General features: G+C 63.6%; 13 protein-coding genes. 8 read left to right on the forward strand and 5 right to left on the reverse strand.

Annotated elements, in window-relative coordinates:
• Positions 1 to 77: 77 nt before the first annotated feature.
• The 3 genes from NKJ15_RS23645 (at position 78) to NKJ15_RS23655 (ending at position 2,640) form a co-directional block, all read left to right on the forward strand.
• A complete protein-coding gene (locus NKJ15_RS23645; RefSeq protein WP_352771385.1) occupies positions 78 to 695 on the forward strand; it encodes a LysE family translocator in 618 nt (205 codons plus the stop codon).
• Positions 696 to 860: 165 nt separating this feature from the next.
• Positions 861 to 1,841, forward strand: a complete 981-nt coding sequence (gene cysK, locus NKJ15_RS23650) for a cysteine synthase A (RefSeq protein WP_023718844.1) — start codon at positions 861 to 863, stop codon at positions 1,839 to 1,841.
• A 175-nt stretch (positions 1,842 to 2,016) separates the two neighbouring features.
• Positions 2,017 to 2,640 (forward strand): glutathione S-transferase family protein, encoded by a 624-nt coding sequence (locus NKJ15_RS23655; RefSeq protein WP_352771387.1) that lies wholly within the window; start codon positions 2,017 to 2,019, stop codon positions 2,638 to 2,640.
• Between the two features lie 15 nt (positions 2,641 to 2,655).
• Here the strand turns inward: NKJ15_RS23655 and NKJ15_RS23660 are convergent, their stop codons facing one another.
• Complete coding sequence (locus NKJ15_RS23660) at positions 2,656 to 3,912, reverse strand: RNA polymerase sigma factor (RefSeq protein WP_352771389.1); 1,257 nt, start codon at positions 3,910 to 3,912, stop codon at positions 2,656 to 2,658.
• On the reverse strand, positions 3,912 to 4,265 hold the full coding sequence (locus NKJ15_RS23665) for a YciI family protein (RefSeq protein WP_352614750.1): 354 nt from the start codon (positions 4,263 to 4,265) through the stop codon (positions 3,912 to 3,914). Before NKJ15_RS23665 ends, NKJ15_RS23660 begins: the two co-directional genes overlap by 1 nt.
• A 253-nt stretch (positions 4,266 to 4,518) precedes the next feature.
• Here NKJ15_RS23665 and NKJ15_RS23670 point away from each other — a divergent pair, with 253 nt between their 5' ends.
• The 3 genes from NKJ15_RS23670 (at position 4,519) to NKJ15_RS23680 (ending at position 8,113) form a co-directional block, all read left to right on the forward strand.
• On the forward strand, positions 4,519 to 5,478 hold the full coding sequence (locus NKJ15_RS23670; protein ID WP_352771392.1) for a TAXI family TRAP transporter solute-binding subunit: 960 nt from the start codon (positions 4,519 to 4,521) through the stop codon (positions 5,476 to 5,478).
• Between the two features lie 158 nt (positions 5,479 to 5,636).
• The gene (locus NKJ15_RS23675) at positions 5,637 to 7,733 is read left to right on the forward strand and encodes a TRAP transporter permease (RefSeq protein WP_352684008.1); all 2,097 of its coding nucleotides are present in this window, start codon (positions 5,637 to 5,639) and stop codon (positions 7,731 to 7,733) included.
• Positions 7,730 to 8,113, forward strand: coding sequence for a DUF1850 domain-containing protein (locus tag NKJ15_RS23680; protein ID WP_352451865.1), 384 nt, complete (start codon positions 7,730 to 7,732; stop codon positions 8,111 to 8,113). The genes NKJ15_RS23675 and NKJ15_RS23680 overlap by 4 nt, the downstream gene beginning before the upstream one ends.
• On the opposite strand, the gene NKJ15_RS23685 is transcribed toward NKJ15_RS23680, so the two are convergent.
• From NKJ15_RS23685 to NKJ15_RS23695, 3 genes are all read right to left on the reverse strand, one after another.
• Entirely contained in the window at positions 8,002 to 9,753 is a 1,752-nt protein-coding gene (locus NKJ15_RS23685; protein ID WP_352771394.1) for a saccharopine dehydrogenase family protein, read from the reverse strand. The two genes, NKJ15_RS23680 and NKJ15_RS23685, sit on opposite strands and share 112 nt — an antisense overlap.
• Before the next feature lie 61 nt (positions 9,754 to 9,814).
• Entirely contained in the window at positions 9,815 to 10,258 is a 444-nt protein-coding gene (locus NKJ15_RS23690; RefSeq protein WP_352771396.1) for a thiol-disulfide oxidoreductase DCC family protein, read from the reverse strand.
• A gap of 194 nt (positions 10,259 to 10,452) precedes the next feature.
• A complete protein-coding gene (locus tag NKJ15_RS23695; protein WP_023718851.1) occupies positions 10,453 to 10,599 on the reverse strand; it encodes a hypothetical protein in 147 nt (48 codons plus the stop codon).
• A 407-nt stretch (positions 10,600 to 11,006) separates the two neighbouring features.
• Here NKJ15_RS23695 and NKJ15_RS23700 point away from each other — a divergent pair, with 407 nt between their 5' ends.
• Together NKJ15_RS23700 and ku are read left to right on the forward strand one after the other, a co-directional pair.
• Positions 11,007 to 11,513 (forward strand): YciE/YciF ferroxidase family protein, encoded by a 507-nt coding sequence (locus NKJ15_RS23700; RefSeq protein ID WP_352473615.1) that lies wholly within the window; start codon positions 11,007 to 11,009, stop codon positions 11,511 to 11,513.
• Positions 11,514 to 11,632: 119 nt separating this feature from the next.
• Positions 11,633 to 12,484, forward strand: coding sequence for a non-homologous end joining protein Ku (gene ku, locus NKJ15_RS23705; protein WP_352771397.1), 852 nt, complete (start codon positions 11,633 to 11,635; stop codon positions 12,482 to 12,484).
• The last annotated feature ends 9 nt before the right edge of the window (positions 12,485 to 12,493 follow it).

A 12,493-nucleotide genomic window follows, 5' to 3' on the forward strand; every position in this document is an offset into this window, starting at 1 on the left:
CGCCTGCTGCGCTGGCGCAATCGAATCCGGCCCGAGGGAATTCACCCAACTTCAACATTGTGCGACAAGCGCCAATCATGACACTCACTGGGTTCCTCGCCTATAGTGCTGCCCTCGGCATCGCCGCGGCCATCCCGGGCCCAGGCGTCACCGCGCTTGTTGCGCGTGCTCTGGGTTCCGGCTTCCACTCGTCGCTGGCCATGTCGTTCGGGCTGATGCTCGGTGACCTGACCTATCTCACTGCCGTGGTGCTCGGCCTGGCTTTCGTCGCACAGACTTTCGGCATGGTCTTCCTGGCCATCAAATGGCTGGGCGTCGCCTACCTCGCCTTTCTTGGCTGGCGTTTCTGGACGAGCGGCATCACGCCCGAAACGGTGGAGGCGAAGAAAGGCAAGGGCGGCTTGGCATCCAGCTTTGTAGCCGGCCTTGCCGTCACGCTCGGCAATCCGAAGACGATGATCTTCTATCTTGCCATCACCCCGACCATCGTCGATCTGAAGACGATCACGCTGGCCGATTACAGCATCCTCGTCGCGCTCACCATCGTCGTCCTGCTCGTCGTGCTGGTGCCCTATCTGGCGCTGGCGGCCAAGGCGCGCTGGTTCCTGAAGTCGCCGCGGGCGCTGAGGGCACTCAACCGCACCGCCGCCGGCTTTATGGTCGGCGCGGCGGCGGCAATTGCCGCCCGCCAATAGATCTCTTTCGCCAATCCGCCCAAGGATTGCCACCCCTTGCAAAGGCGGGGGTACTCAGCACGAACTTCACTCGGATATTTTTCGATCGACAGCCTATCTTGCGCGGTGGATGGCTCTATCCTATGCCCGCGCGACTCTTGCCGCTTGACCTCTGGGAGGAAATCAATGAACAAGCCCGCCACCCCCACACACGTGCCCGGCCGCGGCCGCATCTACAATTCGATCACCGAGACGATCGGCGACACGCCGCTGGTGCGGCTTGATAAATTCGCCAGGGAGAAGGGTGTCGTCGCCAATCTGCTGGCCAAGCTCGAATTCTTCAACCCGATCGCCTCGGTCAAGGACCGCATCGGCGTGTCGATGATCGAGGCATTGGAGGCTTCGGGCAGGATTACGCCCGGCAAGACCACCCTCATCGAGCCGACCTCGGGCAATACCGGCATCGCACTCGCCTTTGCCGCCGCTGCCAAGGGCTACAAGCTGATCCTGACCATGCCGGAAACCATGTCCGTCGAACGCCGCAAGATGCTGGCTCTGCTCGGTGCCGAACTGGTGCTGACCGAAGGGCCGAAAGGCATGAAGGGCGCCATCGCCAAGGCCGACGAGCTGGCGGCAACGCTGCCCGACGCTGTCATTCCGCAGCAATTCGAAAACCCGGCCAATCCGGAAATCCATCGCCGCACCACCGCCGAGGAAATCTGGAACGACACCCATGGCGAAGTCGATATCTTCGTTGCCGGCATCGGGACCGGCGGCACCATCACCGGCGTCGGCCAGGTGCTGAAGAAGCGTAAGCCCTCGGTGCATGTCGTCGCCGTCGAACCGGAAGCCTCGCCGGTGCTGTCGGGCGGCCAGCCAGGCCCGCACAAGATCCAGGGCATTGGCGCCGGCTTCGCGCCAAAAATCCTCGACACGACGATCTATGACGAGATCGTCAAGGTCTCGAACGAGGATTCGGTTGCCAATGCACGGCTCGTCGCTCGGCTCGAAGGTGTGCCGGTCGGCATCTCGTCGGGGGCCGCCCTGCAAGCGGCGATCGTCGTCGGCTCGCGGCCCGAGAACAAGGGCAAGAACCTCGTCGTCGTCATCCCCTCCTTCGCCGAGCGCTATCTCTCGACGATCCTGTTCGAGGGATTGGGCGCTTAGACACGAGCGTTTTTTACCGGTCAGTAGCGATCCTTCGCGATGCCCCTCCGACATCAAATACTCAGTATCACGCGTCGGCGTGGACCGCTGAAAAACCACCTGTGGCGGGCGTCGTTCGCTTGAGCGGCGGGTCACTTCCGTATCAATCGTCGCTGCCCGGCAGGTGGAGGACTTTATGTACAAGCTCTATACGCGTGCCAATACCGGCGGCTTTGTCGTCGAGGCGGCGCTCGCTTTGGCGGGCGTGCCTTTCGACCAGATCGACGTTCCGAAGGGCCGACCCGACCAGGCCTTTTTAGATATCAGCCCCTTGAACCAGGTGCCGGTCCTGATCTTGCCGGACGGACGCTCGATGACCGAATCGGCGGCGATCTGCATCCTGCTGGCCGAGCGCCACCCCGAAGCAGGACTGGCGCCCGCAGCAAGTTCGGCTGACCGCGCCGACTTCCTGCGCTGGATGTTTTTCATGTCCTCCGTCATCTATTCGGCTGACCTGCGGTTCTTCTACGCTCATCGCTACACGACCGATCCCCGGGGCGTGGACGCTGTCAAACAGGCGGCGGTCTCGGAAATGGATCGCAGCCTCGCCATTCTCGATGCCGCCCTCGCAGGCCATGACTGGCTGGCCGGCGACCGGCTCTCGCTGGCCGACATCTATCTCGTCATGTTGGTGGCCTGGCATCCGGAGGTCGCGAAGGTTCCAACCGCTTGGCCGAACATCGAACGCCTGTGGGCCAATTTGCGGGAACATCGGGTGATAAAGAGGCTGAATGCTTCCCACGACATGTGGCCGGCCTAAGCACTCCGCCTTGTCTCAGTGTCTTTCCGCGCGGCCGAGCCCTGCCCGTCGTTCCTGCAGGAACCGGCGCACGGCCGGATCGCGTTCGAGGCCGATAGCCCGGTCATAGGCCTCGCTCGCTTGTGGAACTTTGCCGAGTCTGGCCAGCAGGCCCGCGCGGGCGGCCCAGTAAGGTTGATAGTCATACAGCCGCTTGTCGCCGCTGAGTTGATCAAGCGCGCCCAATCCTGCTGAAGCACCTTCGGCCTCGGCAATGGCCACCGCACGGTTGATCGACACCACCGGCGAGCCGGCAATCACCGACAGCGCGTCGTAGAGCTCCTTGATCGCGACCCAGTCGGTACAACCGGTCAGCCGCCGTGTCGTATGGGCGGATTGCACGGCGGCCTCGAGCTGGTAGCGGCCGACAACACCCTCGGCGGCCGCGCGCCCGAGCAGCGCCTCCGCTTCATCGATCAGGGTATCGTCCCACAATGCAAGATCCTGCTCGGCCAGCGGCACATAGTCACCCGCCGCATTGCGCCGGGCTGCACGCCGCGCCTCGGCGAACAGCATCAGCGCCAGCAGGCCGAGTGCTTCCGGCTCATCCGGCATCAGCGAGGCGATCAAACGGCCGAGCCAGATGCCTTCGGTCGCGAGATTGCGGCGCCGCATTTCGGTGCCGGCCGGGTCGGACCAACCTTCGGCAAACGCCGCGTAGATCGCTTCCAGAACGGTGCCCAGCCGCTCGCCGAGCTCGGCCCGCTCCGGCACGCGGAACGGAATGCCTGTCTCGCGAATTCGCGTCTTGGCGCGCACCAGGCGCTGGCTCATCGTGGCTGGCGAGACAAGAAAAGCCGAGGCGATGGTCGCTGCGTCGAAGCCCAGGACCGTCTGCAGGATCAGCGGTGCTCGCACGCCGGCCTCAATCGCGGGATGGGCGCAGGCAAACATGAGCCTGAGCCGCTCGTCCGGCAGGTCTTCCTCGGCCATGCGCGCCTCCATCTCCTCGGCGATCAGTCTGAGGTGCTCGCGGCCCGCCTCGCGTGTCAGCCGCCGTCTGATCGCGTCGACGCGGCGCTTGCGTGCCACCGCCAGCAGCCAGGCTTCCGGCTTGTCGGGCACGCCCGCCTGTGGCCAACGCTCGAGCGCCGCTGCAAAGGCATCGGCCAATGCGTCCTCGGCAGCGGCCACGTCGCGCGTGCGTGCGGCGAGATAAGCGACCAGCTTGCCGTAGCTTTGCCGGGCGGCCGCTTCCGCCGCCGCCCGCGCAGTATCGGGCAATTCCGGCATCACATGGTGAGTTCCCAGATCGGCCGCACCTCTACCGTGCCGGTGCTGGCGCCCGGGCAGCGCGCCGCCCAGGCGATGGCGGCGTCGACGTCCTCCGCTTCGATCATATAGAAGCCGGCAAGCTGCTCCTTGGTGTCGGCATAGGGGCCGTCGAGCACGTTGGTCTTGCCATTGGCCATCCGCACCGAGGTAGCGGATTGCGTCGGCTTCAGCCGGTCGCCGGCGAGCCAGGCGCCGGATTTCTTCAGCGCTTCGGTGTAGGCGACGTACGCGCTCGACATCTGTGTCACCGCATCTGGTGGCGCGGCTGCCATCCCCGCTTCGTTTCCATAGATCAAAAGCATGTATCGCATGGTCTTCTCCCGTTTCTCGAAGGCCGCATCGTTGCGAGCCGGACTTATGTCGCGCGGCCCTGCCGGATTTCGACAAGCGCTGGAAAAATCTTTCTGCCGCGATGCGACCTCGCGCAAGCGCCAACGTGTTGCGGCACTGCTTAGCCGTTCGTCTAATCGCTGCTATTGCGGGTTGGCATTTCCCGCCCGCTGTCTAAACTCGCTTCGTGCCGCCGAGGAGGGCACGGCGGCGAATTTTCAGGGAGGAAATCGCATGCTCAATTTCAGAACGAAATTTGTTGCAGCCGGCGTGCTGGCGCTGTCGCTTGGCCTTGGCGCGGTATCGGTCAAGGCACAGGAATTCATCAACGTGCTGACCGGCGGCACGTCCGGCGTCTACTATCCGCTCGGCGTCGCGCTGTCGGAAATCTACGGCAAGGGCATCGAAGGCGCGCGTACTCAGGTGCAGGCGACGAAAGCGTCGGTCGAAAACCTCAATCTGCTTCAGCAGGGCAAGGGCGAGATCGCCTTTGCGCTCGGCGATTCCGTCAAGCTGGCCGCCGAAGGCAATACTGAAGCAGGCTTCCCAGGCAAGCTCGACAAGCTGCGCGGCATTGCCGCCATCTATCCCAACTACATCCAGATCGTCGCCAGCAAGGAATCCGGCATCAAGACGCTCGCCGATCTCAAGGGCAAGAGCCTTTCGGTCGGCGCGCCGGCCTCAGGCACCGAGCTCAACGCCCGCACGATATTTGCCGCTGCCGGGCTGAAATACGAAGACCTCGGGCGGGTCGAATATCTGCCCTTCGCCGAATCGGTGGAGCTGATCAAGAACCGCCAGCTCGACGCCACGCTTCAGTCGGCTGGCCTTGGGGTCGCGTCGATCCGTGACCTCGCCACCTCATTGCCGGTAAACATCGTTGCCGTGCCGGCGGAGGACGTCGCCAAGATCGGCTCGCCCTATCTTTCCGTGGTCATCCCCAAGGGCACCTACGAGGGCCAGACCGAGGATGTTGCGACCGCCGCCGTCGGCAATTTCCTGATCACCAGCGCCGATGTCTCCGACGAGACCGCCTACCAGATGACGAAACTGCTGTTCGAGCATCTCGACCAGCTCACCGCTGCCCACGCCGCCGCCAAGGCGATCGACCCGGCTAAGGCGCTCGACGGCATGCCAGTGCCGCTGCATCCAGGCGCCGAGAGGTATTACAAGGAAAAGGGATTGGTGAAGTAAGGAGCCATCCCTCCCCCTTGAGGAAAAGGTGAACAGCTGCCGAAGGCGAATGGACCGGTAGGTTCGGTTGAGGCCGTACACTGCCGCACCGACCCCACCCGCCTAGCTTCGCTCGCACCTCCCTCGGGGAGGGGAGCGCCCCGCCAGGAACCCCGCTAATGACCGCAACCCCGACCGTTCTTTCCCCCACAGCGGAAGCTCCTGTCGAAGGATTGCCGCCTGGCTTCGGCGAAGGCATCGCTGGCAAGGCGGCTTTTTTTATCGCCATCGCCTTCTCCATCTTCCAAATCTACATCGCCGCCTACGGCAGCCTACCGAGCCAGGTCATACGCGCCATGCATGTCGGCTTCCTGCTGCTGCTCGGCTTTGCCCTAATCGCCAATCTGCGCGCCAAAAGCGTCCCGGCGAAAGCAGTGTTCTGGACGCTCGGCCTGCTTGGTTTCGCCACCGGTCTGTACAATTGGGTGTTCTATGCCGACCTCATCCGCCGCTCCGGCTTTCTCACCACGCCTGACCTGATCGTCGGCGCGGTGCTGGTCGTGCTGGTCTTCGAGGCGGCGCGGCGGTTGATGGGGCTGCCGCTTGCCGTCATTGCCTTCATCTTTCTCGCCTACGCATTCGCCGGCAATCATCTGCCACCGCCGTTCATCCATCGCGGCTATGATTTCGCCCAGCTCGTCGACACCTTCGCCTACGGTACCGAAGGCATCTACGGCACGCCGATCTATGTCTCGGCCGCCTACATCTTCATCTTCGTCGTTTTCGCCGCCTTTCTTGAGCGCGCCGGCATGATCGCGCTGTTCAACGATTTTGCGCTTGGCCTGGTCGGCTCATGGCGGGGCGGCCCGGCGCAAGTCTGCGTGCTGTCCTCGGCGCTGATGGGCACCATTTCCGGCTCCGGCGTCGCCAATGTGGTGGCCAGCGGCCAGTTCACCATCCCGCTGATGAAGCGCTTCGGTTTCCGCTCGGCTTTCGCCGGCGCCGTCGAGGCGACCTCGTCGATGGGCGGTCAGATCATGCCGCCGGTGATGGGAGCGGTTGCCTTTATCATGGCCGAGACCCTGAACATCCCCTATGCCGCTGTGGTCAAGGCGGCGATCATTCCGGCGCTGCTCTATTTCGGCGCCTGTTTCTGGCAGGTGCACCTGGAAGCCGGCAAGGCCGGCCTGCACGGCATGGCCAAGGCCGACCTGCCCAACCCGTGGGATGCGGTGAGACAACATTGGCCGCTGGTACTGCCTCTCGCAGCACTGATCTACCTGCTGTTTGCCGGCTACACACCGGTGTTCGCCGGCACCATGGGCCTGGCGTTGACCATTGTGCTTATCCTCGGCACGCCGCTGGCAGCATCGATCGGGCCGCTCGCCTTCCGCATCGTCTTCTGGCTGGCGCTCGGGCTTGCCGCGGCTTCCTTCATGAAATTCGGCGTCAACATCCTCAGCCTGGTCATCGCCGTGCTGGTCGCCGCCTGCCTCACCTTCAAGGGCGGGCGCGAGACGCTGCGCATATGCGTGGATTCGCTTGCCGAAGGAGCAAAGAACGCGCTGCCGGTCGGCATTGCCTGCGCCATTGTCGGCATCGTCATCGGCACGTTGACGCTTACCGGCATCGCCTCGACCTTCATCGGCTGGATCATCTCGATCGGCGAGAACAATCTGTTCCTGTCGCTGCTTTTGACCATGCTCACCTGCCTGGTGCTCGGCATGGGCATACCGACCATTCCCAACTACATCATCACTTCGTCGCTGGCCGGGCCAGCGCTGCTGTCGCTCGGCGTGCCGTTGGTGGTCAGCCATATGTTCGTCTTCTATTTCGGCATCATGGCCGATCTCACCCCGCCTGTGGCGCTGGCCGCCTTCGCCGCCGCGCCCATGGCCAAGGAAAGCGGCCTCAAGATCGGCGTCCAGGCCACCAAGCTTGCCATTGCCGGCTTCGTTGTGCCGTTCATGGCGGTCTATACCCCGGCGCTGATGCTGCAGGACCCCGGCCCGATCGCCGCCCAGTTCGGCTATCCCGTCGAGGTCGCCTATATCGTCATCAAAGCCTGCATGGGTATCGTCCTGTGGGGCGCCGCGGCCGTCGGATTTCTCGCCCGGCGCATGGCCTGGTGGGAACGCCTCGTCGCCTTCGCCGCCGGCGTGCTGCTGGTTGCGGCGCTGCCGCTCACCGACGAGGCGGGCTGGGCGCTATCCCTTGCCTGGATCGGCTGGCACTGCTGGCGCGCGCGGCAGGCTTCGCTGGCTAATTCAGCATGAGCCTCTGCATCGTCGCGGCCGGCAAGACGGTGACGCTCGCGGTCGCTGCCTTCACGCTCTCCTGGGTGCATTCGGTGGAGAAGACCCAGTGGCAGGAAGACTGGAAGGTGCTGCCGTCCGGCCTGCAATTGGTCGAGGCCCGCATCAAGGGATCGGGCGCCGGGATGGAGCCGCCGCAAGGCTCGGTGCTGAGAAACGGCTGGTGGGTCTATGCGCCCAAGGTCGGGCCACAGCGGCGCCTCGCGCTCGCCGCCTCGGGTGCCACGGGTCAGGGCTGGACGCTGTGCACGGCGCAGGACTGTCGCGAACTGGCCAAACTGGCAGGCGGCACGATCTCGCTGGAGCCGTGCGGGCCGGAGGGCTCCAGCCAGCCGCGGTAGCGGACGATCATGCCGGCAAGCGGATGCGAGATCTCGACATGGAAGCGGAAGCGGCCATCCTTCACCGTTTCGTAGGAAGTCGAGCGTGGACCGAGCCACATCGGAAGCGGCAGGCCAAAAAAACTCCAGCGGCGCAAGACCAGCGCCAGCCGGCCGTCTTCTGCAACCAGCGCCATCGCGAAGGTCAGCGGGCCGAAGCGTTCGCACAGCAGGCGCTGCGATCGACCCCGGCCCGCGGACTGTACGCTCGAAAAACTGTGCTTGCCGAATGTCCGCGTCCAGGTCTCGCCGTCCTTGTCGGTGTCGAAGCGGACATGAACCGGGATGGCCTCGCTTGCCCCGGGGAAGCCGACCATCCAGGCCATTAGCCGGCCAAGAACATTGCGCCCGCGGTCGACGCACGCGCGGCCTGCCGCCGTGATCGTACGGTCATGCATTGAACGAATTGCGTCGGGCAGGTCTTGCCAGGCATTGCCGAGCAGCTCGGCATAAAGCGGCTCGCTCTCGTCGCTGGGCTCGTCCCTGAACCCGGTGCAGATCGTTTTGCCAGCGAACAGGGCTTCGTAATCCCGGAGTTCCAGATCGCGCACGGCAGCCCGTGCGCCCGGCGCGGGCTGATCTCCGGCCAATGCTTTGCGGACCAACGCTTCGACCGCCATCGACGGGATCAGCGGCCCGTCATTGCCCTCCGCCAAGAGATGCCACGAGCGCTTGACGATGGCGCCCGCCCGGTCCGATCCCTCCACCTCGACGAACATGCCGCCGCGATGCTCGCCCCGGCACAGCCGGTTCGTTGCCTGATGCATCAGCGGCGCCAGTGGCGAAAGCGAACCGATCAATCCGGCGCGTACAAGCCAGGCGAGGCCGATCAGGGCGCGGTGCAGCGTCTCGGGAACCGGCCCGGCGCCCATCCAGATGGTCTTCGCCTCCGGCCAAAGCTTGGCCAGAGCGCGCAGGTCCGGAACGTCGACCAGCGAGAACAGCGTGTTTCGAAGCGGCAGCCGGCCCGGCGGCGCGACGGAGTAGCGCAATTGCTCTGTGAACGGATGGCCTTGTTCGGGACGGCCATTACGAACAAGCCGCACCGGCTGACCGGCGTAACCGGCGATAGCCCGAATGACGTTCTCGCCGACTCCGGCAAAGGGCGACGGCGCGATGCCGCCGCGAATGCCGTCGACCCGCGTCAGGTCCGAAGACAGGCGACGCACCACTGCCGCCGTCAGCACCGGAAAGCTCGACACGCCGGACAGCACGAAGACGCCGGCGTTTCGCGCCGCCTCGTCGAACGCAGAGACACCGGCGACGAAATCCGAGCCGTCGGCTAGATCGAGATAGTTGATGCGCCGGGCGATGCAGCCCTCGATCAGGCGATAGCGTCCCTCGCCATAGGCCTGGAACGGACCGCTCGCGTCGACTACAATATCAGGCTCTAATGCAGCGAGTTGCGCGGCGAGATCGCCGTCACGGTCGAACAGTGCCGGCACCAGCTGGGCTGCTGTCGGGGCGCGCTTCTTGCAATACGCGTCAGCCTTGGCGAGCGAGCGCCCGGCGACAAAGAGGATCAGATGCGGCTCGCCCTCCAAAAGCTCGACAGTGCGACCGCCAAAGGTGCCATAGCCGCCGACGACAAGAACCTTCATCCGCAGTTCCCCCAACAGTTCCCCCAAAATGCCCCGCCCGCTCCCGGCCACGGCAACGAATCTAGCCGATCAATCTTGCCCTCACCTCGGCGGAAGGGATTTCGCAATTGTCTTTCTTGCCGAACAGGGCGTAGCGGTTCTTTGCGATGCGGCCGTAGAGCCAGTCGCGAAGCGGGCGCGGCAACAGCAGCAGGATCCGCGCCGACCGACACGGCCAGCCGAGTTCGGCCATGACGGCAACGAAACTGTCCAGGCGGGTGAAAGCCGCGCCATCGACGATGACGAGATTGGTCTCGTAGCGATCCGTCCGCAGCCCGTATTTCTTGAACAGCACCTCGCCGAACGGTGACTGCGCCGTTACGAAATGGAAGCGGCCTTTGCGGTCGAGCTTCACCACCATGCGCACAAAGCCCGAGCACAACACGCAGACGCCGTCGAACACGATCAACGGGCGACTTGCATCGAATTCCGGCGGCTCAGGAGAATGGTTCGGCTTGACGGTCACGTGGCGCCTGACAGCTGGTGTCAGATGAAACTAGGCCTGCCGGCGGCTGGATCAAAGCCCGGAATGTCAGGGCCTTGGCGTTGTCGCACGCCGTCCGTCGGTCAGCGCAGGGCGCTCGGCGCGATAGGTCGTTGACCGGTTGTCGGCGTCGGGCCGGCAGATCCGGCTGTCGTGACGGCTTTCCGTGGTCATCATCAGTGCACGCTGATCCCAAGCGTGTTGCCACGGCGCGCGCAGGCGGGGCCTGGGCCGCGCATATAATAGCGCTCAGGCCGATAGGTCGGAGCGACGAATTCGCGGATGGCGGCGGCATAGCCGGCGATTTGATTCCAGAAGCTCATTTTACTCGGTCCCTGTCCCGCTTCGGATGTCCCTTCCGAATTGCGGGGATCATAGCGTCCAGGCGTGAATAGTCGGTGAACGCGATGTTAATCTCTGGTCGAAAATGCCTTTGTTCATGGCTGGAATGCGGCTGATTCGCGGTGTTTCCATGCAGTCCGTCGGCATTTCGTCCAGTGTGACTTTTGCATCACATATGTTTCGCCTGAATGTCGCAGAGGCGCGGTTTTGTTTCAGGTTTTGCCGGACCGCGAAATTTCCGTGCACGCGGCCGGAAAACCAGGAACCGGCCCGTCAGCCGCACGTTGATTTCCCAGTGCCGGGACGAACCGGCTCCGCAGGCTGTGGTGCTCGGGTGGGCCGCAGCCAAAAAATCCGAAACCGCAAGAGCAATGGAAAGGCAAAGGCCATGGGTTTCTTTTCGAAGGATATCAAAACCCTCGACGACCTCTTCGTGCACACGCTGCGCGACATCTATTACGCTGAAAAACAGATCGAGAAATCGCTGCCGAAGATGATCGACAAGGCGAGTGATCCGCAGCTGAAAGCCGGCTTTGAGAAACATCTCGCTCAGACCAAGGGTCATATCCAGCGTGTCGAGCAGGTGTTCGAACTGCACGGCGTGAAGGCCAAGCAGGTCGACTGCCCAGCCATCGACGGCATTCTCGAAGAAGCCGACGACGTCAGCGGCGACATCGCCGACAAGGAGGTCCTCGACGCTGCGCTGATCGCCTCCGCCCAGGCGGTCGAGCATTATGAGATGACCCGTTACGGCACCCTGATTGCTTGGGCCAAGCAACTGGGCCGCAGCGACTGCGCCAATGTGTTGGCCAACAACCTCAAGGAGGAGCAGGCAACCGACCGCAAGCTTACCGAGATAGCGGAAAGCAAGGTCAACCTGCAAGCCGCCGAGTAGCGCAGTGAGCGAGAACAAGGCAAGGCTGGGTTGAAAGCCCGGACTTGCCTTTTGCGCCGCCGGAACCGGAACGGACTTTGCCCGTTCTCGGTTGAACATTGTCGTGCAGGGAGTTTGTCATGGCGCCGCGCCCGGCCTGGAGAGGGTATCTCAAGCTTTCGCTGGTCACTTGCGCCGTCGAACTGACCAATGTCGTCACCCACGCGGAGAAAGTCTCATTCCGCGTGCTCAACCGCAAGACCGGCAATACCGTCAAGCGCGTCTATGTCGATTCGGCAAGCGGCAAGCCGCTCGATGAAGGCGACGAGATCAAGGGCTACGAAATCGGCGACGGCGACTTCGTCCAAATCGAGGAGGAGGAGATCGAAGCCGTGCAGATCGAATCCTCGCACACGATGAACCTCGATGGTTTCATCGAAAAATCCTCGATCCAACAGATCTATCTCGACGCGCCCTATTATGTGACGCCTGCGGACGAGGTCTCGGAAGAGGCCTTCGCCGTCATCCGCGACGCCATGGCCGCCAAGAAGACGGCGGGGCTAGCCCGCATTGTGCTCTATCGCCGCGAACGTCCGGTGGTCATCGAGCCGTTGGGCAAGGGTCTGCTGCTGACGACCTTGCGCTATGGCGATACGGTTCGCAGGCCCGAGATAGTGTTCGGCGACATCAAGACGGTGAAGACCGACGCCGAGATGATCAGGCTGGCCGAACACATCGTCGATGAGAAACAGGCGGCGTTCGATCCTTCCGAATTCGAGGACAAATACGAAAATGCCCTGATCGAGCTGGTCCGCGCCAAGAAGGCCGGCAAGAAGGCACCGAAGGCCAAGGCGGAACCACGGCCCTCCAACGTCGTCAACCTCTTCGATGCGCTGAAGAAGAGCCTTTCGTCGGAAGCCGGTGCGCCGGCAAAGACCGGACGCCCGGGAAAAGGCGCCAAGTCCAAAGCCGCCCGGCGCAAATCTGCTTAGGATCCGCCC

The organism is Mesorhizobium sp. M0207, assembly GCF_040321995.1.
Lineage (GTDB): Bacteria > Pseudomonadota > Alphaproteobacteria > Rhizobiales > Rhizobiaceae > Mesorhizobium.

Excerpts from the sequence above, each read along its gene's own strand:
- NKJ15_RS23665 (WP_352614750.1), bottom strand. The coding sequence starts at position 4,265 with ATGCGATACATGCTTTTGATCTATGGAAACGAAGCGGGGATGGCAGCC.
- NKJ15_RS23680 (WP_352451865.1), top strand. The coding sequence starts at position 7,730 with ATGAGCCTCTGCATCGTCGCGGCCGGCAAGACGGTGACGCTCGCGGTC.
- NKJ15_RS23670 (WP_352771392.1), top strand. The coding sequence starts at position 4,519 with ATGCTCAATTTCAGAACGAAATTTGTTGCAGCCGGCGTGCTGGCGCTG.
- NKJ15_RS23695 (WP_023718851.1), bottom strand. The coding sequence starts at position 10,599 with ATGAGCTTCTGGAATCAAATCGCCGGCTATGCCGCCGCCATCCGCGAA.
- NKJ15_RS23675 (WP_352684008.1), top strand. The coding sequence starts at position 5,637 with ATGACCGCAACCCCGACCGTTCTTTCCCCCACAGCGGAAGCTCCTGTC.
- ku (WP_352771397.1), top strand. The coding sequence starts at position 11,633 with ATGGCGCCGCGCCCGGCCTGGAGAGGGTATCTCAAGCTTTCGCTGGTC.
- NKJ15_RS23660 (WP_352771389.1), bottom strand. The coding sequence starts at position 3,912 with ATGCCGGAATTGCCCGATACTGCGCGGGCGGCGGCGGAAGCGGCCGCC.
- NKJ15_RS23700 (WP_352473615.1), top strand. The coding sequence starts at position 11,007 with ATGGGTTTCTTTTCGAAGGATATCAAAACCCTCGACGACCTCTTCGTG.
- cysK (WP_023718844.1), top strand. The coding sequence starts at position 861 with ATGAACAAGCCCGCCACCCCCACACACGTGCCCGGCCGCGGCCGCATC.
- NKJ15_RS23685 (WP_352771394.1), bottom strand. The coding sequence starts at position 9,753 with ATGAAGGTTCTTGTCGTCGGCGGCTATGGCACCTTTGGCGGTCGCACT.
- NKJ15_RS23655 (WP_352771387.1), top strand. The coding sequence starts at position 2,017 with ATGTACAAGCTCTATACGCGTGCCAATACCGGCGGCTTTGTCGTCGAG.
- NKJ15_RS23645 (WP_352771385.1), top strand. The coding sequence starts at position 78 with ATGACACTCACTGGGTTCCTCGCCTATAGTGCTGCCCTCGGCATCGCC.